Here is a 22,542-nt window from a genome sequence, read left to right as displayed (position 1 = left end):
CGCCAGCGCCCATGGTACTGTGTCTCAAGACACGGGAGAGTCGGTCGCCGCCAGACCCGCACATCGCAATCAGCATTCCCTCTCCACGACACCGATCCGAAACGCCGACACACCGCTCTCACCGAGAGCGGTGTGTCGGCGTTTTTGCGTTTCGGCGTTGGCGCCCGATCTTCGGCGGCGCCTTACCGCGAAGTCATCTTGCCGCGAACATCCCGTAATCGGTCGATCGCCATCATCCTCGGACCGCGCGCGGCCCACAGCCGGCGCGAACGAAGCCGGTGACGGATCTCGTGCCCTCCGAGTCTTCCGTGCCCCGCTTCGGAACGGGCTGAGGACCGCGGCCTCGGCCCGTTCAGCCGAACAGGGGAGGGGAGCGGCTTGACCATGTTGATGGAGATGCGTTCCCCCGACCTGCGCGGCGCGCTATGGAACGGGGCCATGCGACTGCTCATCATCGAGGACGACCGGGAGGCGGCGGCCTATCTGGTCAAGGCTTTCCGCGAGACCGGACACGTGGCCGACAGCGCGCATGACGGCCTCGATGGATACGCGCTCGCCCGTGAGGGCGCCTACGATGTGCTGATCGTCGACCGGATGCTTCCGAAGCTCGACGGTCTGTCGCTGATCCGGTCGCTGCGGGAGCAGAGCGTGGCGACGCCGACCCTGATACTGTCGGCGCTGGGTCAGGTCGACGACCGGGTGAAGGGCCTGCGCGCGGGCGGCGACGATTACCTACCCAAGCCCTATGCCTTCTCCGAGCTTCTGGCGCGGACCGAGGCGCTGGCCCGCCGGCAGGCCGGCTCGGGCGCCGCCGAGGAGACACGCTACCGGATCGGCGATCTGGAGCTCGACCGGCTGTCGCACCGAGTCACCCGGGCCGGCCGCGAGATCCCGCTGCAGCCCCGCGAGTTCCGTCTCCTCGAATTCCTGATGCGGCATGCGGGCCAGGTCGTGACGCGCACGATGCTGCTGGAGCACGTCTGGGACTATCACTTCGATCCGCAGACCAACGTCATCGACGTCCACGTCTCGCGTCTGCGCAGCAAGCTCGACAAGGGATTTGCCTCGCCGATCATCCACACGGTCCGGGGCGCCGGCTACGTCCTGCGCTTGGACGAGGGTGCGGCGGGGTGAGGGAGTTTTCGGCTGACGCGCTCGCCCCCCGCGAGTCGGCGGCGGCGCGCTTCCAGAAGCTGTTCCGTACCACCGCCTTCAAGCTGTCGCTGGCCTATCTGGCGATCTTCGCCCTCTGCGCCTTCCTGGCGCTCGGCTACGTCGCGTGGAATGCCCGTGCGGTCCTCGACGACCAGATCGTCTCGACGATCGACGCCGAGATCAACGGCTTGTCGGAACAGTACAATACCGGCGGCTTGCGGCGGCTGATCACCGTGGTGGAGCGGCGCTCGCGCGAGCCCGGCGCCTCGCTCTACCTCGTGACCACGGCCGGCGGCGACCATGTCGTCGGCAATGTCGGCTACGTGCCCGCCGCCGTGCTGGCGACGCCGGGCCAGAGCGAGACGCGCTACGGCCGCAACGAATCCGATGCCGAGATGCATCAGGCGATCGTGCGGGTCTTCACCCTGCCGGGTGGGTTCCGGCTGCTCGTCGGGCGCGACACCGAGGAGCGCGACCGATTACGGGCCGTGATCGGGCGCGCTTTCGTTACCTCGCTCGCGGCCGTGGTGCTCCTCGGCGTGATCGGCGGCTGGCTTGCGGCGAGTCGGGTGCTGCGCCGGGTCGACGCCATGACCCAGACCACCCGCGCGATCATGGCCGGCGATCTCGACGACCGGCTCCATGTCGCGGGGAACGGCGACGAACTCGACCGTCTCGCATCGAGCCTCAACCTGATGCTGGAGCGGATCGGCGAGCTGATGCGCGGCATGCGCGAGGTCTCCGACAACATCGCGCACGATCTGAAAACGCCTCTGACCCGTCTGCGGAACCGCGCCGACGAGGCCCTGCGCCGGGCCTCGACGCCCGACGAGCTGCGCGCTGCGCTGGAAGCCGTGATCGAGGAGGGGGACGGGTTGATTCGGGTGTTCAACGCCCTTCTGATGATCGCGCGTCTCGAGGCTGGGAGTGCGCCGGAGATCCTCGTCCCGTTGGATATCGGCCAGACGGTGCGGAGCGTCGGCGAACTCTACGAGGCGCTTGCCGAGGATCAGGGGCTGACGCTCGCAGTGCGCGCGCAGGACGACCTCATCATCGCGGGCAACCGCGAGCTGATCGGTCAGGCCCTGGCCAATCTCATCGACAACGCCCTGAAATACGGTGCCGAATCCACCGGAACGGAGGCCCGTGTGACGCTGGAGGCGTGGCGCGATGGTGAATCGATCCGTCTCGCCGTCTCCGATCACGGGCCAGGCATCCCCGAGGCGGAGCGGGCTCGCGTGCTCGGCCGTTTCGTGCGTCTCGAGGATGCTCGCTCGCGACCGGGCTTCGGGCTGGGCCTCAGCCTCGTCAACGCCGTGGTCCGCCTGCACCACGGGACCCTGCGGCTCTCCGACAACGATCCCGGTCTGCTGGTCGAGATCAGCTTCCCGGCTTCGGCGCGCCCGCCACAGGAAGCCGCCGGTGACATCCGGCCCGTACCGAGATCCGGCGACCCTGTGCCGGCGTCCCCTTCCTGCGCTAGGTAGGTTGCGACCTGTCCCACCGTGAACGCGCCGTCGCCCCGTCCGATCGGCAGAGCGCTCGCGTCCCAGGAGGCTCCATGACCCTGAAGATCAAGACTGCGCTCGTCACCGGCTCGACCAGCGGCATCGGACTCGCCATCGCGCGCGCCCTCGCGGCCGAGGGAGCCGATGTCGTGCTCAACGGGTTCGGGGACGCGAACGCCATCGAGGAAACGCGGGCCGGGATCGAGCGCGCCTACGGGGTGAAAGCCCGCTACTCGGCCGCCGACATGAGCAAGCCCGAGGCGATCACTGCCATGGTGCGCGAGGCGGAAGACGCCTTCGGATCCGTCGATGTGCTGGTCAACAATGCCGGGATCCAGTTCGTCTCGCCGATCGAGGACTTCCCGGCGGAGAAGTGGGAACAGATCATCGCGATCAACCTGTCCTCGGCGTTCCACACGATGCACGCCGTGATTCCCGGGATGAAGGCGCGGGGCTGGGGCCGGATCATCAACACGGCCTCGGCCCACTCGCTGGTGGCCTCGCCGTTCAAATCGGCCTACGTGGCGGCCAAGCACGGGATCGCGGGCCTGAGCAAGACGGCGGCGCTGGAACTCGCGCCCCACAAGATCACGGTCAACTGCATCTCGCCGGGCTATGTCTGGACGCCGCTGGTGGAGTCGCAGATCCCCGACACGATGAAGGCACGCGGGCTCACCAAGGAGCAGGTGATCGAGGAGGTGATGCTGAAGGCGCAGCCGACCAAGGAGTTCGTCACCGTGGATCAGGTCGCGGCGCTGGCGGTGTTCCTGTGCTCCGACGCGGCGAGCCAGATCACCGGCGCGAATATCAGCATGGATGGTGGCTGGACCGCGCAGTAGCGCCTCAAGCCAGCGACCCGTCGTCCAAGCGGGCCTGGTTTGCGAAATGGCCCCGCCCGCTCCCGGGCGGGGCCGATGTGTCTCAGCGGCGGCTGTGGACCAGCAGGGCCAGGCCGTAGCCGACCGCGCCCGCGATCAGCAGGGCGACCAGGGGATTCTCCTCCACTCTGGCGCCGACGGCAGCACGACCGTCGCGCAAGTAGGAACCGCTCCGCTCATAGGCATCGCCCGCCACGTCGCCGGCGCGGTCATACGCGTCGCTGGCATAGTCGCTGGCCCGGTCGGCGATATCACGGGCCTTGTCCTTCACTTGGCCGTAGACGTTCTGGGCCTGGCCCTGGGCCTCGCGGAAACGTCCCTCGACCGAGTCCCGGCTCGAGCCGGCGAAATCGCCGGCCGCGCCCTGAACCTTGCCGACCGCCTCCTTGGCACCGCCGACAATGCGATCCGTATCCACCATGGCACTCTCCTGGACGTGAGCGCGGCGCCGCGACAGGGGCGCCGCTCGTTACGCCGTCGTCCACCGAACGCGCGAGACGGCGTTTGTGCCCCCGATCGCCACGAAATTCTGCGCTTCCACCTGCCTCTGCGGCGGGCGGGACAGGTCAGAGCCCGATCAGCTCGGCAATGGCTGCCGCCCCGGCAGCCGGGGAGGTCTCGCCCCGAGCGACGCCCGCCTCCGCCTCGGCCGTGCGGCGCCGGACCTCCGGGGAACCGACGAGGCGCTGGTGCAGACGCTCGTCCACGAGGGCCCACATCCACTTCACATCCTGGGTCCGGCGCTTCGCCTGAATCTCGCCGGTGGCCGTGAGCTTCTCCCGATGATCGACGATCTTCGCCCACAGCGCGTCGAGACGCAGATTGTGGAAGCCGGAGATCGTCACCACCGGCGGCGTCCAGGTGGCCGAGGCGGGAGTCAGGATGTGCAGCGCCGCCCGGTATTCCGAGGCCGCCGCGTTGGCCCGCTGCTCGGCCTCGCCGGCATCGGCCTTGTTGACCGCGATCATGTCGGCGAGTTCGAGGATGCCCTTCTTGATGCCCTGCAGCTCGTCGCCTGCCCCGGGCAGCATCAGCACGAGGAAGAAGTCGGTGAGGTCGGCCACCGCCGTCTCAGACTGGCCGACACCGACTGTCTCGACGAGGATCACGTCGAAGCGCGCGGCCTCGCAGAGCAGCATAGTCTCGCGGGTCTTGGCGGCGACACCGCCGAGCGTGCCGGAGGACGGGGAGGGGCGGATGAAGGCGTTCGGATCGTGGGACAGCCGGGCCATCCGGGTCTTGTCGCCCAGGATCGACCCGCCGGTCCGAGAGGAGGACGGGTCGACCGCCAGCACCGCCACCTTGTGTCCGGCCTCCGTCAGGTTCGAGCCGAGGGCGTCGATGGTGGTCGACTTGCCGACGCCGGGCACGCCGGTGATCCCGACGCGGATCGCCCGCCCCGTCTCGGGCAGCACCGAATCGATCAGCTCCGCCGCCAGGGCCCGGTGATCGGCGCGTTTGGACTCGGCCAGGGTTATGGCGCGGGCCAGGGCGGCGCGGTCACCGCGCAACAGGCGCTCGCGGAGGCTCTGGATGTCGATGGACGGCGTCATGTGCCCTTCATGGCCGCGGCGATGGCTGCCGTCGAGGGGGAGGGTGCGCCCGCCGGGGGATGGGGTGGCTGTGACCTGTCCACCACAAGTGCGGCCGTGCCCGCTATTCACGCCGCCATGCGGCAATCGTGCCCCGCGATGGTCACGATCCTGGGCGACTGAGGCTACCCCGCCCGAGCGCAACCGGATCATGTCGAGCCAGATCGTCTCACGCCGCGTCCTTCTCCGGTTCGGGGCCCTCGCGAGCGCCGCGGGTCTCGCCCCGTCGCTCGGCGCCTGTGTCACCGACGATCTCGGGACCGGTGCAGCCCTGCCCGAGAAGCAGTCGGCCCTCGACGTCATGCCGGTGCTGCTGGTCGCCACGACCCGCAAGCCTGTGGGCAATCCGCCCCGACCGCCGTATTTCAGCAGTGATCGCGGCCGCGGCCTGAGCTTCGCCGAGGTGCGCCTGTCGCCGCCCGACCGCTCCCTGCTGGGCAAGGTCTCGTCCGTCATCACAGGCGACTGGACGATCGGCGCGGTTCCGAAATCCGAGTCCGGCCCTGGCGCCGCCGAGGCCTTCGCCCAGTCTGCCCTCGGGCGCGACGTGCTGATCTACGTCCACGGTTATCGCGAATCGTTCGAGTCGGCGGCGGTCAGCGCGGCCCGCCTCTCGGACGGAATCCGGTTCCGCGGCGTCTCCGGCCTGTTCACGTGGCCGTCGGCGGCGGCGACCCTCGATTACAACTACGATCGGGAGAGCGCCCTCTGGTCGCGGGACGCCTTCGAGGACCTGTTGAAGGCGCTCGCCGCCTCGCCGAGCGGCGGGCGCATCAATATCGTCGCGCACTCGATGGGCACGCTCCTGACCCTCGAGACCCTGCGCATGCTTCGCGCCGAGGCGGGCGAGGCGGCGATGGCGCGGATCGGCGCCGTGGTGCTGGCCGCCCCCGACATCGACTTCGACTTGTTCTCCAACGGCGTCGCCCGTCTCGGACCCGATGTCGCGAAGATCACGGTGATCTCCTCCACCAACGACCGGGCCCTCGAACTCTCCGCCGCGCTGGCAGGGGGCGTGCGGGCGGGCGCGGTCGATCGTGCCAAGCTCGAGGCGCTCGGCGTGCGCGTCGCCGACGCCTCCGATTACGGAGGCGGCCTGATCAACCACGACCTGTTCCTCTCGAATCCGGACGTGCAGGGGGTGGTCAAGCGCGCCATCGCCCGCGGCGCCGGGGTGTAGGCGAGCGGCGCGGCGCTCACCCCATCCGGGTCGCCATGCTCTGTGGCGGCAGGGGTTCCTCGGGCAGAAGCGCTGTCTCCTCGGAGGGATCGCGCTGGTCGACGCGGTCGGCCCAGACCCGGAAGCCGACGAGGGGATTGGGTCCGAACGTGTGGGTCAGCGGCACGTCCGCAGCGTCGCGCCCGTAGGCCACCATCACCCGGCCGATCCGCGGACTGTTGTTGCGCGGATCGAAGACATGCCATCCGCCCCCAAGGTAGACCTCCATCCAGGCCGCGAAATCGCCGGTGGGGTGCGGCTCGGGCTCGCCGATGAAGCTGATGTAGCCGGTGCAGTAGCGGGTCGGAACGTTGAGGGCGCGACAGAACGCGACCGCCAGATGGGTGAAGTCCCGACAGACGCCGCGCCCGCCCGCGTACGCGTCCATGGCCGTGCGATCGCGATGGGCGAACTCGTAGCCGAACGCGATATGGGCATGCACGAAGTCGCAGACTGCCTGCACCCGGGCCCAGCCGGGCGCGACGTGGCCGAACAGCCGCCAGGCCTCGTCGGCCAGCAGATCCGATTCGCAGTAGCGGCTCGGGAGCAGGAAGACGATCGCCTCGGCCGGGAGCGTCTCGATGGCGTGCTGCTCGGCTTCCGGATGCGCGGGATCGGGCGCGCCGCCGTCGCGGATCACCGCGTCGGTCCCGATGGTGAAATTGCCGGCGGGCGCGGTCAGGCGGCCGCACAGGTTGCCGAAGCCGTCGCGATAGATCTCCACCGAGACGGGCGGTTCGGTGTGGAGCGTGTCGGGCGCTTCAAGCGCATCGGCCCTGGAGGGATGCACGTTGAGCATCACCACCATGGGCACCGGATAGGGGAAGGCGTAGCGCATCTCGCAGCCGAGCCTGATCCGCATGCGCGGGTGATCCTTCCTGTCTGGTGATGTGCCTGTCGCGGTGCGCGCAGGATCCGTGCCGCGCCGAATCGTGCGGGTCGGGCTCCGACGGGCTTGGCGGCCGTCCGCTTCACCCCTACAGCATCCCCGCGCGGCGCTCATGCCCACCGGGCGGAACCAAGGGGGTTCTTCCCGGGGCAGCGCGTCGCACCCGTGGGCCAGCCCGCTGACCGGGCGCGCCCGAGGACGGTTACGAGAGGGATGCCGGCCATGTTCACGCTCGAGATCGACGGCACCGCCGTTGCGGTGATCAACAGCGACGAGGCGTCCGCCAAGGACCTCTTCACCTGTGACGGCTTCAAGGAAGACATCCGGACGATGACCACCGGCGGAAAGCCGCTCTGGAACGGCACGTCGGCGCTCAAGGTCCGGGCGGCCACCGAGGACGAGGTCGAGATCTTCGAAGACGCCCTGGCGGAGGACGACGGCGAGGGTGATTTCGTCGACGATGCTCGCCACCCCGACACGGATTCCGATGACGAGGACGAAGCCGACATCGTCTTCCTGGTGGATATCGACGAGGACGAGGATGAAGCCGACGCCTGAGCGCGGCTGAACCCGAGCGCCTCCCGGGTGGTTTCCGATCCGATCTGAATCGAATCCCGGGAGGACGGAATGGCTGACAGCAGGCGGATCGTTGACGCGCTCGTGCGTTCCAGGCGCGGCGGCCTCGCCGCCAGTGCCGCCCTGGGCGGCTTGGCGCTGATCGGCGGCCTCGCCTACCGGGCGCTGCGCGGCGCGCCGCCGCCGGAGACCGGTGGCCCGGACTTCTCGAAAGTCGACGAGGACGAGGCTCGGCTGATGCTGCGGGCCATGGTGGCGGCCACGACGGCGGACGGGATGGTCGACGCCGCCGAGCGCAAGCGTCTCGATGCGGCTGTGGCGGAGGCGGGCCTCGATCCCGACGGACGCGCTTGGCTCGATCGCGAACTCGCAAGTCCCGCCGATATCGACGAGATCGCCGAACGAGTCGCTGATCCCGACGCAGCGGCGCGGATCTTCGCGGCGGCGCGACTCGCCATCGATCCCGACACGCTCCAAGAGCGCCAATTCCTGAAGATGCTGGCCGAAGCCCTCGATTTGCCCGTCGAGGCAGTTGAACGGGTCGAGCGCGACATAGCGGCCTGACCGGCAACCCCTCCGTTCCGCGGACCTCCCATCGCGGCCGAGCTTCGTGCTACGCTTCCCAGGAGCGACGGGTCGTGGCGGCCCGGTCGCGGGAGGACGGGACATTTCATGTCGGGATTGTCAGTGCCTGTCCTCGGGCGCGGCCGGTGGAGAGCCGGCGCGCTGGTCGCCGCCATGCTGATCGCCGGCGGATCCACCCGCGCGGCCGAACCGGCTGCCGGCCCCCTGACCATCGCCGAGCAGGGCAGCTTCTTCGTCGGTGGCCGCGACGTCCAGTCCGACACGCTGTCGACGCTGCCGGCCTATGCCCCTTCGGGCACGATCAGCGTCGACCAGATCTATGTCCGGTTTCAGATCCCGGTGAGTTCCGGACGGCCGCCGCTCGTCCTGATCCACGGCTGCTGCCTCACCGGCAAGACCTGGGAGACGACACCGGACGGACGCATGGGCTGGGACGAGTATTTCGTCCGCCGCGGCTTCCCGACCTACGTGATCGATCAGGCCTGGCGCGGCCGCTCAGCGGCGAGCCCGGCCCAGATCAACGCCGTGAAGACGGGGCGGGCCGAGCCGAACGCGCTCCCGCCGGTCTTCTCGGCCGGGCGGGAGCCGGCTTGGGCGATCTTCCGCTTCGGGCCCGACTATCCGAAGGTGTACCCGGGCATGCAGTTCCCCCTGGAGGCCCAGGGCGAGTTCTGGAAGCAGATGGTCCCGGACTGGTCGGCCGCCCTGCCGGTGCCGAACCCGACCGTGCCGGCCTTGTCTGAACTCGCCAAGAGGCTCAAGGGCGCGGTGCTGATCTCGCACTCGCAATCGGGGATCTACCCCTTCCAGACTGCCGCCCTCGACCGGACCGGCATCCGTGCCCTCGTGGCCATCGAGCCGGCCGCGTGCCCGGATCCCGTGAAGGACGACCTCGCGCCCTACCGGGATCTGCCGATCCTCGTCCTGTTCGGCGATTACGTCGATGCCTCGCCCCGCTGGGCGCCGCGGCTCAAGCAGTGCCGCAGCTTCGTCGCGGCAGCCAACGCCGCGGGAGGTAAGGCGGAACTGATCCTGCTGCCGGAGATCGGCATCCATGGCAATTCGCACATGCTGATGCAGGACAAGAACAGCCTCGACATCGCCGACTGGCTGGTCGGATGGATCGACAAGCGGGCGCCCGGGAAGTCGTGAGGCGGACAGGTCAAATCTCCGCTTGATCCCCCGCGCCGCCCCATCCTGAGGTGCCCGTGTCAGCGGGCCTCGCAGGAGAGTGTGCCAGGGATCGCGGCGGGGTCGGGAGGCCTCCTGCGAGGCCTTCGCTGCGCTGCGGCGCCTCAGGATGAGGGCGCGGACGAAATGGCCCGCTCCGGAGATCTCAGCCCGGCTTGCGCTCGCCGAGGAACGTGCCCATCCGCTCCAGCGCCCGCCTGATGTTCTCTGCCGAATTGGCGTAGGAGAGGCGGAGGTAGCCCTCGCCGTGGACGCCGAAATCCGGGCCGCCGATCACCGCCACGCCCGAATCCTCCAGAAGGGCCGAGGCCAGCGCCTTCGCCTTCCAGCCGGACCGGGAGATGTTCGGGAAGGCGTAGAACGCGCCCTTGGGCGCGATGCAGGAGACGCCCGGCAGGCCGTTCAGCCCGTCGACCACGATCGCCCGGCGCCGGTCGAATTCGGCGACCATCTCGGCGACGCAATCCTGCGGGCCGTCGAGCGCCGCGATGCCGGCCCACTGCGTCGCCGCGTTGACGCAGGAATGCGCGTTGACCGCCAGCTTGCGCGCCGCGTCGTAGAGCGGCTTCGGCCAGACCGACCAGCCGAGCCGCCACCCGGTCATCGCGTAGGTCTTGGAGGCGCCGTCGAGATAGACCAGCCGGTCGCGGATCTCGGGATATTTCAACAGCGAGTGATGGGTCTCGCCGTCATACGTCATCGTGCCGTAGATCTCGTCCGACAGCACCGCCACGTCCGGATGCTCGGCCAGTCCCTTCACCAAGGCGTCGATCTCAGCCTCAGGCGTCACGCCGCCGGTGGGGTTGGCGGGCGAATTCACGATCAGCAGCCGGGTCTTCGGCGTGATCAGCGCCAGGGTCTCGGCCGCCGAGAAGGCGAAGCCGTTCTCCTCGCGGATCGGCACCGGGATCGGCGTCGCGCCCGTGAATTCGATCATCGAGCGGTAGATCGGGAAGCCGGGGTCCGGATACAGGATCTCGGTCCCGGGCGCGCCGAACATCAGGATCGCCATGAACATGGTGACCTTGCCGCCGGGCACGATCATCACGGAATCCGGCGAGACCTCGACGCCGTGGCGGCGGTGGATGTCGCGGGCCACCGCTTCGCGGAGCGGCGGGATCCCCACCGCCGGCGTGTAGCCGTGGTGGCCGTCGCGCAGAGCCTTGATACCCGCCTCGACCACGTGGGCGGGCGTCGGCATGTCCGGCTGGCCGATGCCGAGATTGATCACGTCCCGGCCCTGTGCGGCGAGGGCCTGGGCCCGCGCCAGAACCGCGAAGGCGTTCTCCTCGCCGATGCGCGAGAAGGCCGGGACCACGTGCAGCATCGCGCCCTCCGGGCGGTGAGTTCTCAGTGCTTGGACCGCTCGGAGAGCTTCATCGCGCCGAACGACATCGCCACGGCGATCGCGCCCAGGATCACGAAGGTCTTCACGGAGGCGTAGAACAGGTCCGGATTGATGCCCTCATCCGTGTAGAGCACGAGCCCGATGGCCGCGAGCGGCAGCGAGATGAGGGCGAAGAGCGGGACGAGCGGGTTCATGTTCGGCACTCGGGATCCGGCGCGCGGCTGACCGCGGCCCTGGGAAAGCGCCCCTGCATATCACCGTGCTGCGAAGGTTGGGACCCCGCAAGCTGCAGTTTTTCGCCGGCTCGCCCGGACGCTCATGGATGCGCAATCATTTCGCGCAACAGTGGCGTCTCCGGGAGGGCGGACACGTATGCGTTGGGCATCGGTCGATTCGAAAGGCAAGGGGGCGGGGAGTTCGGGCCCTAGCTCCTCCAGCGTCGACACGCTGGCGCTCCATATCGGGCGGCTGCTGCGACATCCCGCCTACCGGCGCGAGGCGGTCGTCAGCCCTCTCCTGCGGCGACACCTGCCGCACGAGGCCGGCTACGCCTGGAACGGCGAGGCCGGGCTGCGCACGCGGCTGGCGGGCGCCGCCCTCGACGAGGCGAGCATCGATCACCTCATCCGGAACGTGCAGAACGAGTTCCTGCGCCTCCGCCGACCCGCCGATACCTGATCGCTCAGGCCGGAACCCGGACGGTGGCCCGCAATCCGCCCAGGGGACTGTCGTGCAGGGTGATGTCGCCGCCATGGGCGCGGGCGATGTCCCGGGCGATCGACAGGCCTAGCCCGGAGCCGCCGGCATCCTGGCGGGCGACATCGAGCCGCACGAACGGCTTGAACACGTCCTCGCGGCTTTCCGCCGGGATGCCCGGCCCGTCATCGTCGATGGAGACCAGAAAGGTCCGGGCCTCCAGCCGGCCGGAGATCGCCACCGTCTCGCCGTAGCGCACCGCATTGGCCGCGAGATTGAACAGGCAGCGCCGGAAGGCACCCGGACGGACCGTCACCTCCGCTGCGCCGGCGAGATCCACTGCGGAGACATGGGCTCCCAGGCGCTCGATGTCGGTCCTCAGATCCTCCAGCAGGGCGCGCATGTCCGTGGGTGTCGCGGGCTCGGCCGAATCGCCGCGCGCGAAGGCAAGGTAGCCCTCCAGCATCCGGCTCATCTCGTCGACGTCACGGCTCAGATCCTCGATCTCGCTGGTCTGCTCGATCAGGGCCAGGGACAGGCGGAAGCGGGTGAGGATGGTGCGCAGGTCGTGGCTGACGCCGTTCAGCATCGTGGTGCGCTGTTCCATCGCCCGCTCGATGCGCCGCTTCATCTCGATGAAGGCGTGACCGGCCTGGCGCACCTCCCGGGCGCCGCGCGGCCGGAACTCGATCTCGCGGCCTTTGCCGAAGCCTTCCGCCACGGCGGCGAGCCGGAGGATCGGCTTGATCTGGTTGCGCAGGAACAGGATCGCGACGCCGAGGAGCACCAACGACGAGCCGATCATCCAGACGAGGAAGATGTGCGAGTTCGACGCGTAGGCCTGGCTGCGCCGTGCGGTGATGCGCATCACCCCGTCGGGGATCGCCACGCGGATCTCGATCAGGTTCGAGCGGCCGACCGTGTCGATCCAGAACGGCCGGCGGATCTGGCGCTTGATCTCGTCCGAGAGCGCCTCGTCGAGGATCGAGAAGAACGGCCGCGGGCCCGGCGCCGGCAACTTGGCGCCCTTGAGGATGTCGAGATCGAGGTTCAGGCGCTCGCCGGCGATGCGCGCGAGCGTGTCGGCATCCTTGTCCTGCGGGTAGCTCTCGTAGATGTCGATCAGGGCGGCGATGTCCGACGTCACCGCCGCCGAAAGGCGCTTGGTCACGAGCTGCCAGTGACGCTCCATGAAGGTGTAGGCGATCACAGACTGAAGCAGGACGACAGGCGCGATGATGATGATCAGCGAGCGCGCATAGAGACCCTTCGGCAGCACGTCGCCGATCGCCCGGCTGAGGCGCTTCCACAGGCGGCGCGGCGCGGAACGCGGCGGCGGATCTTTGCGGAGTGCCCGGGCGAGCGCGGGATCCGGGGCATTCATGGGATCACGCGCCCACGCCGGGGCCATCGGGAGGAATGGGCACCGGTTTCCGTGAAACTTCCGGTCCGAACCCTCATCCGGGGACGCGGCCCGAGGTGCGGCGCAGCCGCCTCGAAGAAGGCCTCCAGGGATCGCGCGACCGGCTGGAGTGCTCCTTCGAGGCCTCCGCTGCGCTCCGGCACCTCAGGGTGAGGGCGAGGGTTGGATGGGCCGACCACGTCTCAGGACACCGACTCCGCGAAGGAACGAGCCCCGTAGAGTATTGACGCGCGCGCTCTTCCGCCATCGTTTCCTGACGTGGCCGCACGAATCGAGGACGCCCCCGCCTACCTTGCACCACGCCGCCCCGGCCATACCTGTGGGGAGCGGGGGGCGCCCGCCGGCCGAAAGTCCACGAGGCCATGCTCAGCACCGATACCGACATCCTCTCCGCCGCCCAATCCTGGCGGCGCGACGGCCGCGCCGTGGCGCTTGCCACCGTGATCGAGACCTGGGGCTCGGCCCCGCGGCCCGTGGGCAGCCACCTCGTGGTGGACGGAGACGGCAATTTCCTGGGCTCCGTCTCGGGGGGCTGCGTCGAGGGCGCGGTGATCACCGAGGCGATCGAGGTGATCGAGGCCGGCGCGCCGCGCGTCCTCGAATTCGGCGTCGCGGACGAGACCGCGTGGCGGGCCGGCCTGTCCTGCGGCGGCCGGATCCGGGTCTTCGTCGAGCGGGTCGACTGATGCGCAGCGATATCCTGGCGGCTCTGAACGACGAGCGGGCTGCGCGCCGCGCCGCGATCCTCGTCACCGACATTGCCGATGGTGCGCAGCGTCTCGTTCGCGAGGCGGAGATCGCCGCCGATCCCCTCGCCGCCGTGCTGGCGAAGCACCTCGCCTCCGGCAAGAGCGGCCTCGTCGAGGCGGACGGGCGGACGCTGTTCCTGACCGTGCAGGTGCCGCCGGTGCGGCTCGTCGTGGTCGGCGCCGTTCACATCTCGCAGGCCATGGCGCCGATGGCGACGGGGCTCGACCTCGCGCTTACGGTGATCGACCCCCGTACCGCCTTCGCGACGCAAGAGCGCTTCCCGGGCATCGCGCTGGTCGCCGAATGGCCGGACGCCGCCTTCGGGACCACCGTGCCGGTGCTCGACCGCTACTGCGCGCTGGCCGCCCTGACCCACGATCCCAAGATCGACGATCCCGCGCTGAAGGCGGCCCTGGCGGCCGAGTGCTTCTACGTGGGCGCCCTCGGCTCGCGGAAGACTCACGCGTCGCGCGTCGCGCGGCTCACCGAGGCCGGGTTCACGCCCGCGCAGATCGGCCGGATCCATGCGCCGATCGGCCTGCCCATCGGGGCGGTGAGCCCAGCCGAGATCGCCCTCGCGGTGCTCGCCGAAATCGTCGCCTGCCTGCGTCGGGTACCTCGTCCGGAGGTCGCGTGAGGTTCGGCCCGGTCCCGGTCGCGGCGGCGGCGGGGCTGATCAGCGCGCATACGGTGCGCCGGGCGGACATAACCTTGCGGAAGGGCGCGGTGATCGGCGAAGCAGTCGCCGCCGGTCTGGCGCAAGCCGGGGTGTCGGAGATCGTGGCGGCCGCGCTCGAGGCGGGCGATGTCGGTGAGGATGCCGCCGCCGCGCGTCTCGCCGACCGTCTCCGCGGGCCGAACCTGCGCGTCGAGGCCCCCTTCACCGGCCGCTGCAACCTGTTTGCGGAGGTGGCCGGGGTGCTCACCCTGGATCCGGCCCGGATCGATGCGGTCAACGCGGTCAGCGAGGCAGTGACGGTGGCGACGCTCCCGCGCTTCCGGCCGGTTGTCGAGGGCGAGATGGTCGCCACCGTCAAGATCATCCCCTACGCGGTGCCGGGCGCCGTGCTGGCCCATGCCTGTGCGGCGGCCGAGGACGGCGCCCTCGCGGTGGCGCCCTATCGCCGTCGCCGGGTGGGCGTCGTCTCGACACGCCTGCCGAGCCTCAAGGAGGGTACGATCGACAAGACCCTCCGGGTTCTGTCCGACCGTCTCGCACCCACGGGCGCCGCGATCGTCGCCGAAACCCGGGTGGCCCATGTCGACGAGGCCGTGGCCGCTTCCCTGGCAGCGATGATCGATGACGACGGGGCGGATCTCGTGGTGGTGTTCGGCGCCTCGGCGATCGCCGACCGGCGTGACGTCATCCCGGCCGGAATCGAGGCGGCCGGGGGGCGTGTCGTGCACCTCGGGATGCCGGTCGACCCGGGCAACCTGCTCCTTGTCGGCGCGTGCGGCGACGTGCCGGTGATCGGCGCCCCGGGCTGCGCCCGCTCGCCCAAGGAGAACGGCTTCGACTGGATCCTCCACCGGCTTCTGGCGGACCTGACGGTAACCCGGGCCGATCTCGTCGCGCTCGGTGTCGGCGGCCTGCTGATGGAGATCGTCTCGCGCCCGCAGCCCCGCGCCGGTGGCGCGACTGCGTCGGATGAGTGAACATGTCTGAGACCGGTACAATCCTGCTCGCCGCGGGCCTCGGCAGCCGGTTCGGACCCGAGCCGAAGCTGCTCGCGCACCTCGACGGCAAGCCCCTGGTGCGCCACGCGGCCGAGGCCGCCCTGGGCGCCCGTCCCCGCCCGGTGGTCGCCGTGCTCGGCGCACATGCGGAGGCGGTCCGCGGCGCGCTGGTGGGTCTGGACCTGATCCGCGTGGACAATCCCGACTTCCGCGCCGGCCTCGCGACCTCGCTGCGCGCCGGCCTCGCGGCGCTGCCCGCATCCTGTTCGGCAGCCGTCATCGTGCTGGGGGACATGCCGCGAGTCACTGCCGCGCATATCGACCGCCTCGCCGACGCCTTCGCGCTGGCCGCCGAGGCCCCGGCGGCCGTGGTGCCGGTGCAGGAGTGCCGACGCGGCAATCCCGTCCTGCTCAACCTGCGACGGCTGGGCCCGGAGATCGCCCGCCTCGCCGGCGATCGCGGTGCCGGGCCGCTTCTCAGGGGCCGAACGGACGTGCTGGAGATCGCAGGTGATCCGGCGACCGCCCTCGACATCGACACGCCGGACAGGCTGGCCGCGCTGCACAGCGATCCGGCCTGATCCGTCGCCCGTTTCGATGGGATCGCGTGACCGCCGCTCGTCCTCGCGCGCGGAGAGACACGAACAAGGCAAGGCACGATCGAGGGCCCTCGCGCTGTCTGGAATGCGTCGCTGCGCCCGCGGGGTTGGAGGATCCGCCTTCGGGTGATCAGCCGCGCCCGCGCGCCGTCTTAGCCTCGGAGCGGCACCGATCCGAGCAGTAGCGGACCTCATCCCAGGCGCGCTCCCACTTCTTGCGCCACGCGAACGGGCGGCCGCACTGGGCACAGAGCTTCTCCGGCAGATCGCCCTTCCGGCGCATCGGCGGCATTCTCGATCCTCTCGACCCTATCCCGGGCGGCGGTCGCCGTTACCTCTCCTGGCCCCCCGGCCTGGACGCTCATCCAGAAGGTGCGCCAAGCCGAGCATGACCGCGATCCCGCCGAGATTGACGGCGATCTGCAGCGGCCAGATGGGGTCGAAGGTCCGGTAGAGGATGCGGCCGATGAGCGCCGCCAGGCAGCCGGCGGCGAAGATCTCCAGCGAGTGCCGGCCGCAGGCGTCGATCAGGCTCAGCCGCCGCCACCGGCTGACGCGCTGAACGGCGGGCATGCTGAACATCAGGTAGGCCAGCGCCAGCATGTTGATCAGCCGCAGGGGGCCGACATGGCTCTTGTCGGGCGCGCCGATCGCCAATGGCCGCAGGTCCGGCAACCCCCATTCCGCCCAGGATCCGCCCTGGAGGAGCGCGAAGGCGAGATAGGCCAGGGCTGCGGCCACGGCCCAGCCGCGCCGCGGCAGCAATCCGTCATGGGCGCGGACCGTGACCGCGAGCGCCGCGCCGATCACGAACAGGAACTGCCACGCGAAGGGATTGAAGTACCAGCCGTCGTCCACCGCCGCGGCGTTCGGCAGGTTCAACTGATGATCGACGTTGGCGGCGAGCCACAGGGCGCCCGACAGGCCGAGCACACCCCAGATCCCGCGTCGCATCCCAAAATAGACCAGTGGGAACAGCGCCAGGAGCAGGATGTAGAGCGGCAGGATATCGAGGTAGTTCGGGAGCGCGTTCAGCGCGAGTCCGCGGATCAGACCCGGCAGCAGACCCATCTGGAGCAGGGGCGCGACGCCGAATCGCGGCGTCAGTCCGGTGAGGTCCATCCAGATCCGGACGATGACCAGAGTCTCGAGCAGCAGCCCGGCCTGGAACAGGTAGATGCGCAGACAGCGCTTGGCGATACGCGCCAGCGCCGTCCGGATGCCCGCCCGCCGGAACAGCCCGCCATAGGCGATCATCGACGAGTAGCCGGCCAGCAGCACGAAGATCTCGGCCGCGTCCGAGAATCCGAAATTGTGCAGCGTCAGGAGGGCCGGCGCATTGTGCGGGATGTGATCGATGAAGATCATCAGCAGGGCGAGGCCGCGCACCACGTCGACCCGCGCGTCGCGGGTCGCCTTCCCGGGCCACGCGCCGCCGGGCGAAGCGGCGGGCGCCGCCGGTTTCGCGGCGGCGGGCTGTTCGAGATCGTCGATCTGCGTCACTCAGCTCATCACCGTGGCGGTCTCCGGTCGGAGGGAAGCGGCCTGGGCCGCGACGCAACAATAGCGCGCCCGTGCGCCTGCGCTTTCGGAGACGCCGCCGATCAGGTGCCTGTGTTCGGCTGTGCCAACGGCGCGGTGGGGCCGATGATCCGTCTGCTGCGCCGATCCGCGGCTTGGCCGACCTCTCGCATCGGGACCGAGCCCGGTATAGACGCGGCCGATGATTCCGGCTTACGGCGCCCGCGCCGGGACGGGCCGTATCGCAGGGTTCGAGGCAGGGTTGAGGGCAAGGGGCATGCGCGTCCTCGTCACCGGAGCGGGAGACTATCTCGGCCGTCGCCTGCTCGCCGCGTTGCGGCGGGACCTTCCTCCGGACAGTCGCATCGTCGGCCTCGACCGGAGACCGCAGCCGCCCCTCGACGGCGTGACGCTGAAAGCCGTCGACCCTTTCGACGCCGGCAACCTTGCCGAAACGGTCGCCAGCTTCGATCCGACCTTCGTGTTCCATCTCGCGGCTCTGGCCTCGGTCGCCCAGTCGAGCGAGACGCCGTCCTTTGCCTGGCGGGCGGAGCTGCTCGGAACCCTGAACCTCGCGGAGGCGGTGGCGAGGACCCGCGCGTCCTTGGTGTTCCTCAGTTCGACCGTCGTCTACGGCGAGGCGTTCCGCGACGGGTCGCGCCCGGACGAGAGCGTCACGCCGCGCCCCGACACCATCTCGGGCCGGACCAAGAACGCCTGCGAGTACATCCTCCGCGACGTCCTGGCGAATGCCCGCGTCAAGCATCTGGTGCTGCGGCCGTCGAACTATATCGGCCCGGGGCAGAGCGAGACCTTCGTGGTCGCTTCCTTCGCCGGTCAGATCGCCCGGATCGAGCGGGGGCTGGTGCCTCCGAGCCTGGAGGTCGGCGACCTCTCGGCCGGTCGCGATTTCTTCGATGTGGACGATTTCACCGCGGGATGCCTGCGGGTGATCGCGCGGATCGACGATCTGCCGGACGGCGGCATCTTCAATGTGGGATCGGGTATCGTCACGCCGGTCTCCGACATCCTGGAGACGCTGCGCGGCATGACGGATGCGCGGTTCGACCTGCACGTCGCGCCCGGGCGGGTCCGGCCGGCGGGCGTGCGCAGCGAGGGCTGCGACCCCGCGGCCTTCGCGGTCGCCACCGGGTGGGCCCCGGTCATCCCGCTCGCGCAGAGCCTGTCGACGATCCTGGCGGAGGCCCGGACGCGCCTCCGCTGATCCGCCGCCGGGCGGGCTTGCGCCCGTCAGACAGGTTCCAGGTCCCGGGATCGCCCGTGGCGCCCGGGAACGCCGGCCGTTCTCAGCGCGAGAACCGCTTGTACTTGATCTTCTTCGGCATGATCGAATCCGCCCCGAGCCGGCGCACCTTGTCGGCCTCGTAGTCGGAGAAGTTGCCCTCGAACCACTCCACGTGGCTGTCGCCCTCGAAGGCCAGGATATGCGTGGCGATGCGGTTCAGGAACCAGCGATCGTGGCTGATGATCACCGCGCAGCCGGCGTAATCCTCCAGCGCATCCTCGAGGGCGCGCAAGGTCTCCATGTCGAGGTCGTTGGTCGGCTCGTCGAGGAGCAGCACGTTGGCGCCGCCCTTGAGCGTCCGGGCGAGGTGCACCCGGTTGCGCTCGCCGCCAGAGAGGGTGCCGACCTTCTTCTGCTGATCGGGCCCCTTGAACGCGAAGGCCGCGCAATAAGCGCGCGAATTGATCTCGCGCTTGTTGAAATAGATGATGTCGTTGCCGCCCGAGACCTCCTGCCAGACCGTGGCGTTCGGATCGAGGGCGTCGCGCGACTGGTCGACGTAGCCGAGCTTCACGGTCTCGCCGACCTCGATCTTGCCGCTGTCGGGCTTCTCCTGGCCGGTGATCATCTTGAACAGCGTGGTCTTGCCGGCGCCGTTCGGGCCGATGACCCCGACGATGCCGCCGGGCGGCAGCTTGAACGACAAGTCCTCGATCAGCAGCCGGTCGCCGAACGCCTTGCTGAGGTGCTCGAACTCGATGACGTTGTTGCCGAGCCGCTCGTCGATCGGGATGACGATCTGCGCGGAGGCGTCGACCTTCTGCGCCTGCTTGGCGACCAGTTCCTCGTAGCGGGTGATGCGCGCCTTCGACTTGGACTGGCGGGCCTTCGGGGAGGCGGCGATCCACTCCTGCTCGCGGGCGATGGAGCGCTGCCGCACCATGTCCTCGCGGCCCTCCTGCTCCAGGCGCTTCTGCTTCTGGACCAGCCACGCCGAGTAGTTGCCCTCGTACGGGATGCCCTTGCCGCGATCGAGTTCCAGGATCCAGCTCGTGACGTTGTCGAGGAAGTAGCGGTCGTGGGTCACGATCAGGATCGCGCCCGGATACTGGCGCAGGTGACCCTCCAGCCAGTTGACCGTCTCCGCGTCGAGGTGGTTGGTCGGCTCGTCGAGGAGCAGCAGCTCCGGCTCCCACAGGAGCAGGCGGCACAGGGCGATGCGGCGGCGCTCGCCGCCCGACAGGGTTGCGACCGGCTGCTCGTCGCTCGGACAGCCCAGGGCCTCCATGGCCTGGTCGACCTTCGAGTCGAGTTCCCAGAGGCCCAGCGACTCGATCCGGTCCTGGAGCTCGGTCATCTCGTCGGCGGTCTCCTCCGAGTAGTTCATGGCGAGCTCGTTGTAGCGGTCGAGCATGGCCTGCTTCTCGGCGACGCCCTCCATCACGTTCTCGCGGACGGACTTGTTCGGATCGAGCTGTGGCTCCTGCGGCAGATAGCCGACCCGCGCGCCTTGCGCGACCCAGCCGTCGCCGGTGAATTCCTTGTCGATGCCGGCCATGATCTTCAGCAGCGTCGACTTGCCGGAGCCGTTGATGCCCAGGACGCCGATCTTGGCGTCGGGGTAGAAGGACAGATTGACGCTATCCAGGACCTTCTTGCCGCCGGTATAGGCCTTGGTCAGGCCACGCATGTGGTAGATGAATTCGCGAGCCATCGCGGAACGTCCTCGGCGCGTTGTTGGGGCTGCGCGGATCGTGCCAGCGGCACGGGGCAGGCACGGGGCCTCTGCACCCGTCCTGGACGCGCGTCCCTACGATATAGGAATGACCCTTTCGGAGTATCAGGCCCGCCGGGACGCGGCAAGGACGGCCCGGCGGTCGCCGGGCACCCGGTTCGTCACGCGAAGGGGTTCCTGACCGATTCGGGCTGAACGTCCGGCGCCTCGGCCAACACCTCGGGAAGGTCGGCCGCCTCCAGGGCCTTCACGATCGCGTCCAGCGTCTGCCGCAGCAGGCGGGCCTGTTCCAGGCCGATCCTGTCCCGGGTGAGGTCCAGCGACCCGTGGAGGGCGATCCGGTTCGTGCCGTTCTCGAAGCACAGGGTGCCGATGGTCCGCGCGCCCGCATCGTCCGAGAAGGGCGTGAAGGGTTTCGGATCCCCGGTCGTGCTCCCGGAGGCGCGATGCTTGTCCTTGGGCATGGGTCCTCTCAGAAGAACGAACGCAACAGATCGCGCAGGAATTTCCGTGCCGCTCGGGCAAGCTCGCGCTCGAGCCAGTCCTGCCAGTTCTGCTCGTGCCGAGGCCGGCGCTCGTCCGCGCGCGCCGAGGCTTGGGGATCCGGCAGGCTCATCCCATGGGCGCGGGTCGCCGGCGGAAGGCCGGGAAAGACGTCGATACCGGCCTCCCGGCGCAGGTCGTCGATCGAGAGCGCACGCCAATCCTTCGAATCATCGTTCCTGGCGAGGTACGCCCCGGCCTCGCCGCTCGCCGGATCGTACAGGGCCTTGAACAGGTGCGTCGGGACGAGCACGCCGCCCTTGATCTGCTGCACCGCGTCGCCGGAGAAGATCACCCCGGTGACGACGAAGAGCGCGCCGCGTCGGCTCGTCAGGCGCCGGGTACCCTCCTCGATATCGGCCCAGAGGCCGCGGTTCAGGACGCGGTTCTGCGGCACGATATTGGCGAGGCTGAACGACTCGGCCTGGGCGCTCATCGTCGGCATGTCGCCGGCCGGTGCCAGATGGCCGCGATCAAACCCGCTGCGGACGTAATCCTCCAGCGACGCCCGCTGATCCTCGGGCAGGCGCACCTCTTCGTGGAAGGAATCGTCGCGCGCCACCGCGCGGGCCGCGGCGATGCTGGCACGGGTGAGGTGCTCTGCGGCGTAGAGCGGCGTGCGGGTCAGGCCGGAATGCAGCACCGCGAAGGCCTCGAAGCAGAGCGGCGTCGTGCGCACCGCGAGCTTCGGGTTCGTGAGGACCGGCGTCCGTCCGTCCGCGAACAGGCTCGGACAGGCGTCATCGGCGTGGACTGGACCCGAGCCGAGTGCCAGGAACAGGGCCGCGGCGAGGCGCCCCGAGACGCGCATCACCAGCATACGCGGACCCGGCGCGTCCCCTCCGGAGTCGGGCGGTCCCGCCACGCACAGGGGCGGCCGAGGTTGCCGCTGAACGGGCGGATATCGCGGTCCGGGCCGCCCGGGGCGGTCCGCGCCGGGCAATCGCCCAGGAAGTTACAGAGGAAGTCCAGATTGCCGTCCAGCGGCCGCGGCGCGGCGTAAGCTTGGCTGGTTCCCGTAATCGCGAGCGTGAGCAGGATTGTGCACAGACGAGCCGGATTCAAAGGCGAACCTCTTGTGGCGATAAGGGCACGTGATTGAAAAAAACGTCGGCCCGACATTGATCGCGCCGCAGTTCATCCGTAACTGGCACTATCATGACAGCGGCGGACGGGCGGGTTCTAGCATGAACGCGTGCCCCCGGTGTGCTGGCGTCGCGGTTGCCGAGGGCCCGTGACGGAGCCGTCGCCATACTCGAACGAACGGATGCGAGCATTGGCACTCTCTCCTGAGCAATCGGCGTTGCTGGACCGTGTCCCGTCTCCTGCGGCGTTGCGGCGTCTTCCGGAGTCGGAGCTTCAGGCGGTTGCGGATGCGGTGCGCGCCGAGATGATCGACGCGGTGTCGATC

At 69.5% G+C, this 22,542-nt stretch carries 24 protein-coding genes; 13 read left to right on the top strand and 11 right to left on the bottom strand.

Annotation, left to right across the window (positions count from 1 at the left end):
• Positions 1-438: 438 nt before the first annotated feature.
• The 3 genes from CIW48_RS31585 to CIW48_RS31575 all read left to right on the top strand — a co-directional run bounded on the left by CIW48_RS31585 (position 439) and on the right by CIW48_RS31575 (position 3,502).
• Positions 439-1,134, top strand: coding sequence for a response regulator transcription factor (locus CIW48_RS31585; RefSeq protein ID WP_149314314.1), 696 nt, complete (start codon positions 439-441; stop codon positions 1,132-1,134).
• Complete coding sequence (locus CIW48_RS31580; RefSeq protein WP_149314313.1) at positions 1,131-2,642, top strand: HAMP domain-containing sensor histidine kinase; 1,512 nt, start codon at positions 1,131-1,133, stop codon at positions 2,640-2,642. Before CIW48_RS31585 ends, CIW48_RS31580 begins: the two co-directional genes overlap by 4 nt.
• Before the next feature lie 74 nt (positions 2,643-2,716).
• Positions 2,717-3,502 carry a 3-hydroxybutyrate dehydrogenase gene (locus CIW48_RS31575; protein ID WP_149314312.1) on the top strand — a complete coding sequence of 262 codons (786 nt, stop codon included), beginning with the start codon at positions 2,717-2,719 and terminating at the stop codon, positions 3,500-3,502.
• An 82-nt stretch (positions 3,503-3,584) separates the two neighbouring features.
• Here CIW48_RS31575 and CIW48_RS31570 read toward each other — a convergent pair whose 3' ends face one another.
• Positions 3,585-3,962, bottom strand: coding sequence for a CsbD family protein (locus CIW48_RS31570; protein WP_149314311.1), 378 nt, complete (start codon positions 3,960-3,962; stop codon positions 3,585-3,587).
• Positions 3,963-4,107: 145 nt separating this feature from the next.
• Positions 4,108-5,094 carry a methylmalonyl Co-A mutase-associated GTPase MeaB gene (meaB, locus tag CIW48_RS31565; protein ID WP_149314310.1) on the bottom strand — a complete coding sequence of 329 codons (987 nt, stop codon included), beginning with the start codon at positions 5,092-5,094 and terminating at the stop codon, positions 4,108-4,110.
• 190 nt (positions 5,095-5,284) lie between these two features.
• Here meaB and CIW48_RS31560 point away from each other — a divergent pair, with 190 nt between their 5' ends.
• A complete protein-coding gene (locus CIW48_RS31560) occupies positions 5,285-6,313 on the top strand; it encodes an alpha/beta hydrolase (RefSeq protein ID WP_149314309.1) in 1,029 nt (342 codons plus the stop codon).
• Positions 6,314-6,329: 16 nt separating this feature from the next.
• Here CIW48_RS31560 and CIW48_RS31555 read toward each other — a convergent pair whose 3' ends face one another.
• Positions 6,330-7,214, bottom strand: a complete 885-nt coding sequence (locus tag CIW48_RS31555) for a transglutaminase family protein (protein WP_149314308.1) — start codon at positions 7,212-7,214, stop codon at positions 6,330-6,332.
• 249 nt (positions 7,215-7,463) lie between these two features.
• Between CIW48_RS31555 and CIW48_RS31550 the strand changes: the two genes are divergently transcribed.
• From CIW48_RS31550 to CIW48_RS31540, 3 genes are all read left to right on the top strand, one after another.
• Positions 7,464-7,799, top strand: a complete 336-nt coding sequence (locus CIW48_RS31550; RefSeq protein ID WP_091789323.1) for a hypothetical protein — start codon at positions 7,464-7,466, stop codon at positions 7,797-7,799.
• A gap of 69 nt (positions 7,800-7,868) precedes the next feature.
• Positions 7,869-8,381, top strand: a complete 513-nt coding sequence (locus tag CIW48_RS31545; RefSeq protein WP_149314307.1) for a DUF533 domain-containing protein — start codon at positions 7,869-7,871, stop codon at positions 8,379-8,381.
• A gap of 108 nt (positions 8,382-8,489) precedes the next feature.
• Entirely contained in the window at positions 8,490-9,554 is a 1,065-nt protein-coding gene (locus CIW48_RS31540; protein ID WP_149314306.1) for an esterase, read from the top strand.
• A 184-nt stretch (positions 9,555-9,738) separates the two neighbouring features.
• On the opposite strand, the gene CIW48_RS31535 is transcribed toward CIW48_RS31540, so the two are convergent.
• Complete coding sequence (locus CIW48_RS31535; RefSeq protein ID WP_149314305.1) at positions 9,739-10,920, bottom strand: pyridoxal phosphate-dependent aminotransferase; 1,182 nt, start codon at positions 10,918-10,920, stop codon at positions 9,739-9,741.
• A 23-nt stretch (positions 10,921-10,943) separates the two neighbouring features.
• Positions 10,944-11,135 (bottom strand): hypothetical protein, encoded by a 192-nt coding sequence (locus CIW48_RS31530; RefSeq protein WP_012320413.1) that lies wholly within the window; start codon positions 11,133-11,135, stop codon positions 10,944-10,946.
• Positions 11,136-11,313: 178 nt separating this feature from the next.
• On the opposite strand from CIW48_RS31530, the gene CIW48_RS31525 reads away from it, so the two are divergent.
• On the top strand, positions 11,314-11,619 hold the full coding sequence (locus tag CIW48_RS31525; protein WP_149314304.1) for a hypothetical protein: 306 nt from the start codon (positions 11,314-11,316) through the stop codon (positions 11,617-11,619).
• 4 nt (positions 11,620-11,623) lie between these two features.
• Here CIW48_RS31525 and CIW48_RS31520 read toward each other — a convergent pair whose 3' ends face one another.
• Positions 11,624-13,021, bottom strand: a complete 1,398-nt coding sequence (locus CIW48_RS31520; protein ID WP_149314303.1) for an ATP-binding protein — start codon at positions 13,019-13,021, stop codon at positions 11,624-11,626.
• A gap of 401 nt (positions 13,022-13,422) precedes the next feature.
• On the opposite strand from CIW48_RS31520, the gene CIW48_RS31510 reads away from it, so the two are divergent.
• From CIW48_RS31510 to CIW48_RS31495, 4 genes are read left to right on the top strand one after another with little or no spacing between them, the layout of a single operon-like run.
• Positions 13,423-13,746 (top strand): XdhC family protein, encoded by a 324-nt coding sequence (locus tag CIW48_RS31510; RefSeq protein ID WP_012320410.1) that lies wholly within the window; start codon positions 13,423-13,425, stop codon positions 13,744-13,746.
• Positions 13,746-14,447, top strand: a complete 702-nt coding sequence (locus CIW48_RS31505; RefSeq protein WP_149314301.1) for an XdhC family protein — start codon at positions 13,746-13,748, stop codon at positions 14,445-14,447. The genes CIW48_RS31510 and CIW48_RS31505 overlap by 1 nt, the downstream gene beginning before the upstream one ends.
• Entirely contained in the window at positions 14,444-15,466 is a 1,023-nt protein-coding gene (locus tag CIW48_RS31500) for a molybdopterin-binding protein (protein WP_149314300.1), read from the top strand. Before CIW48_RS31505 ends, CIW48_RS31500 begins: the two co-directional genes overlap by 4 nt.
• 2 nt (positions 15,467-15,468) lie before the next feature.
• Entirely contained in the window at positions 15,469-16,068 is a 600-nt protein-coding gene (locus CIW48_RS31495) for a nucleotidyltransferase family protein (RefSeq protein ID WP_149314299.1), read from the top strand.
• A gap of 148 nt (positions 16,069-16,216) precedes the next feature.
• Here the strand turns inward: CIW48_RS31495 and CIW48_RS31490 are convergent, their stop codons facing one another.
• Positions 16,217-16,378 carry a DUF2256 domain-containing protein gene (locus CIW48_RS31490; protein WP_173009466.1) on the bottom strand — a complete coding sequence of 54 codons (162 nt, stop codon included), beginning with the start codon at positions 16,376-16,378 and terminating at the stop codon, positions 16,217-16,219.
• Between the two features lie 17 nt (positions 16,379-16,395).
• Positions 16,396-17,589 carry an OpgC domain-containing protein gene (locus tag CIW48_RS31485; RefSeq protein ID WP_149314298.1) on the bottom strand — a complete coding sequence of 398 codons (1,194 nt, stop codon included), beginning with the start codon at positions 17,587-17,589 and terminating at the stop codon, positions 16,396-16,398.
• 295 nt (positions 17,590-17,884) lie between these two features.
• On the opposite strand from CIW48_RS31485, the gene CIW48_RS31480 reads away from it, so the two are divergent.
• Positions 17,885-18,832 carry an NAD-dependent epimerase/dehydratase family protein gene (locus CIW48_RS31480; RefSeq protein WP_149314297.1) on the top strand — a complete coding sequence of 316 codons (948 nt, stop codon included), beginning with the start codon at positions 17,885-17,887 and terminating at the stop codon, positions 18,830-18,832.
• 82 nt (positions 18,833-18,914) lie between these two features.
• On the opposite strand, the gene ettA is transcribed toward CIW48_RS31480, so the two are convergent.
• The 3 genes from ettA to CIW48_RS31465 all read right to left on the bottom strand — a co-directional run bounded on the left by ettA (position 18,915) and on the right by CIW48_RS31465 (position 21,951).
• Entirely contained in the window at positions 18,915-20,567 is a 1,653-nt protein-coding gene (gene ettA, locus CIW48_RS31475) for an energy-dependent translational throttle protein EttA (protein WP_091789287.1), read from the bottom strand.
• A gap of 182 nt (positions 20,568-20,749) precedes the next feature.
• A complete protein-coding gene (locus CIW48_RS31470; RefSeq protein ID WP_149314296.1) occupies positions 20,750-21,052 on the bottom strand; it encodes a hypothetical protein in 303 nt (100 codons plus the stop codon).
• An 8-nt stretch (positions 21,053-21,060) separates the two neighbouring features.
• Positions 21,061-21,951: a DNA/RNA non-specific endonuclease gene (locus CIW48_RS31465; RefSeq protein WP_149314295.1), complete on the bottom strand. Its 891-nt coding sequence runs from the start codon at positions 21,949-21,951 to the stop codon at positions 21,061-21,063.
• Between the last annotated feature and the right edge of the window lie 591 nt (positions 21,952-22,542).

The organism is Methylobacterium sp. P1-11, from assembly GCF_008329595.1.
Taxonomy (GTDB): Bacteria; Pseudomonadota; Alphaproteobacteria; order Rhizobiales; family Beijerinckiaceae; genus Methylobacterium.
This window is presented reverse-complemented; position numbering and strand designations above follow the sequence as displayed.

Coding starts and splice junctions, on each gene's coding strand:
- CIW48_RS31465 (WP_149314295.1), bottom strand. CDS start 21,951: ATGCTGGTGATGCGCGTCTCGGGGCGCCTCGCCGCGGCCCTGTTCCTG.
- CIW48_RS31530 (WP_012320413.1), bottom strand. CDS start 11,135: ATGAACCCGCTCGTCCCGCTCTTCGCCCTCATCTCGCTGCCGCTCGCG.
- CIW48_RS31555 (WP_149314308.1), bottom strand. CDS start 7,214: ATGCGGATCAGGCTCGGCTGCGAGATGCGCTACGCCTTCCCCTATCCG.
- CIW48_RS31495 (WP_149314299.1), top strand. CDS start 15,469: ATGTCTGAGACCGGTACAATCCTGCTCGCCGCGGGCCTCGGCAGCCGG.
- CIW48_RS31545 (WP_149314307.1), top strand. CDS start 7,869: ATGGCTGACAGCAGGCGGATCGTTGACGCGCTCGTGCGTTCCAGGCGC.
- CIW48_RS31570 (WP_149314311.1), bottom strand. CDS start 3,962: ATGGTGGATACGGATCGCATTGTCGGCGGTGCCAAGGAGGCGGTCGGC.
- CIW48_RS31480 (WP_149314297.1), top strand. CDS start 17,885: ATGCGCGTCCTCGTCACCGGAGCGGGAGACTATCTCGGCCGTCGCCTG.
- CIW48_RS31575 (WP_149314312.1), top strand. CDS start 2,717: ATGACCCTGAAGATCAAGACTGCGCTCGTCACCGGCTCGACCAGCGGC.
- CIW48_RS31505 (WP_149314301.1), top strand. CDS start 13,746: ATGCGCAGCGATATCCTGGCGGCTCTGAACGACGAGCGGGCTGCGCGC.
- CIW48_RS31490 (WP_173009466.1), bottom strand. CDS start 16,378: ATGCCGCCGATGCGCCGGAAGGGCGATCTGCCGGAGAAGCTCTGTGCC.
- meaB (WP_149314310.1), bottom strand. CDS start 5,094: ATGACGCCGTCCATCGACATCCAGAGCCTCCGCGAGCGCCTGTTGCGC.
- ettA (WP_091789287.1), bottom strand. CDS start 20,567: ATGGCTCGCGAATTCATCTACCACATGCGTGGCCTGACCAAGGCCTAT.
- CIW48_RS31550 (WP_091789323.1), top strand. CDS start 7,464: ATGTTCACGCTCGAGATCGACGGCACCGCCGTTGCGGTGATCAACAGC.
- CIW48_RS31540 (WP_149314306.1), top strand. CDS start 8,490: ATGTCGGGATTGTCAGTGCCTGTCCTCGGGCGCGGCCGGTGGAGAGCC.
- CIW48_RS31520 (WP_149314303.1), bottom strand. CDS start 13,021: ATGAATGCCCCGGATCCCGCGCTCGCCCGGGCACTCCGCAAAGATCCG.
- CIW48_RS31525 (WP_149314304.1), top strand. CDS start 11,314: ATGCGTTGGGCATCGGTCGATTCGAAAGGCAAGGGGGCGGGGAGTTCG.
- CIW48_RS31535 (WP_149314305.1), bottom strand. CDS start 10,920: ATGCTGCACGTGGTCCCGGCCTTCTCGCGCATCGGCGAGGAGAACGCC.
- CIW48_RS31560 (WP_149314309.1), top strand. CDS start 5,285: ATGTCGAGCCAGATCGTCTCACGCCGCGTCCTTCTCCGGTTCGGGGCC.
- CIW48_RS31585 (WP_149314314.1), top strand. CDS start 439: ATGCGACTGCTCATCATCGAGGACGACCGGGAGGCGGCGGCCTATCTG.
- CIW48_RS31510 (WP_012320410.1), top strand. CDS start 13,423: ATGCTCAGCACCGATACCGACATCCTCTCCGCCGCCCAATCCTGGCGG.
- CIW48_RS31470 (WP_149314296.1), bottom strand. CDS start 21,052: ATGCCCAAGGACAAGCATCGCGCCTCCGGGAGCACGACCGGGGATCCG.